A 1300-nucleotide genomic window follows, 5' to 3' on the forward strand; every position below is an offset into this window, starting at 1 on the left:
TCGGTGCCTGGTTTGAGCCCCGTTACATCTTCCGCGCAGGCCGACTCGACTAGTGAGCTATTACGCTTTCTTTAAATGATGGCTGCTTCTAAGCCAACATCCTAGCTGTCTGAGCCTTCCCACATCGTTTCCCACTTAACCAGAACTTTGGGACCTTAGCCGGCGGTCTGGGTTGTTTCCCTCTTCACGACGGACGTTAGCACCCGCCGTGTGTCTCCCGGATATTACTTACTGGTATTCGGAGTTTGCATGGGGTTGGTAAGTCGGGATGACCCCCTAGCCCAAACAGTGCTCTACCCCCAGTAGTATTCGTCCGAGGCGCTACCTAAATAGCTTTCGGGGAGAACCAGCTATCTCCGAGTTTGATTGGCCTTTCACCCCCAGCCACAGGTCATCCCCTAACTTTGCAACGTTAGTGGGTTCGGTCCTCCAGTTGATGTTACTCAACCTTCAACCTGCCCATGGCTAGATCACCCGGTTTCGGGTCTACACCTTGCAACTAGACGCCCAGTTAAGACTCGGTTTCCCTACGGCTCCCCTATACGGTTAACCTCGCTACAAAATGTAAGTCGCTGACCCATTATACAAAAGGTACGCAGTCACCCCGAAGGGCTCCCACTGCTTGTACGTACACGGTTTCAGGTTCTATTTCACTCCCCTCACAGGGGTTCTTTTCGCCTTTCCCTCACGGTACTGGTTCACTATCGGTCAGTCAGGAGTATTTAGCCTTGGAGGATGGTCCCCCCATATTCAGACAGGATGTCACGTGTCCCGCCCTACTCGATTTCACATCAAGGTCGTTTTCGTGTACGGGGCTATCACCCTGTATCGCCGGCCTTTCCAGGACCGTTCCACTAACTTCCAAGATGCTTAAGGGCTAATCCCCGTTCGCTCGCCGCTACTGAGGGAATCTCGGTTGATTTCTTTTCCTCGGGGTACTTAGATGTTTCAGTTCTCCCGGTTCGCCTCGCTACGCTATGTATTCACGCAGCGATACCTAGCTTATGCTAAGTGGGTTTCCCCATTCGGAAATCCGTGAGTCGTAATGTCTCTTACCGACTGCTCACGGCTTATCGCAGGTTAGTACGTCCTTCATCGCCTCTGACTGCCAAGGCATCCACCATGTACGCTTAGTCACTTAACCATACAACCCCAAGAAGTGTCGGTGAAACCGACGCAGCTTGTTGCTGTACAACAAGGACCAAATAAAATTTGGTTTTCGCCAAGAAGTTTCCAAAGCACTTGTAACAAATGTTTGAGAACTACTTTTTAAATCAGCTTTCCAGATTGTTAAAGAGCA

Annotated in this window: 1 rRNA gene; it reads right to left on the reverse strand. The window is 50.8% G+C overall.

Going from position 1 to position 1300, the window contains the following annotated elements:
* Positions 1–1144 (reverse strand): 23S ribosomal RNA (locus AB5Y47_RS00870); the annotation flags it as partial.
* Positions 1145–1300: the final 156 nt, after the last annotated feature.

This window comes from Aeromonas sp. R7-2, from assembly GCF_040908105.1.
GTDB classification, from domain to species: domain Bacteria; phylum Pseudomonadota; class Gammaproteobacteria; order Enterobacterales; family Aeromonadaceae; genus Aeromonas; species Aeromonas caviae.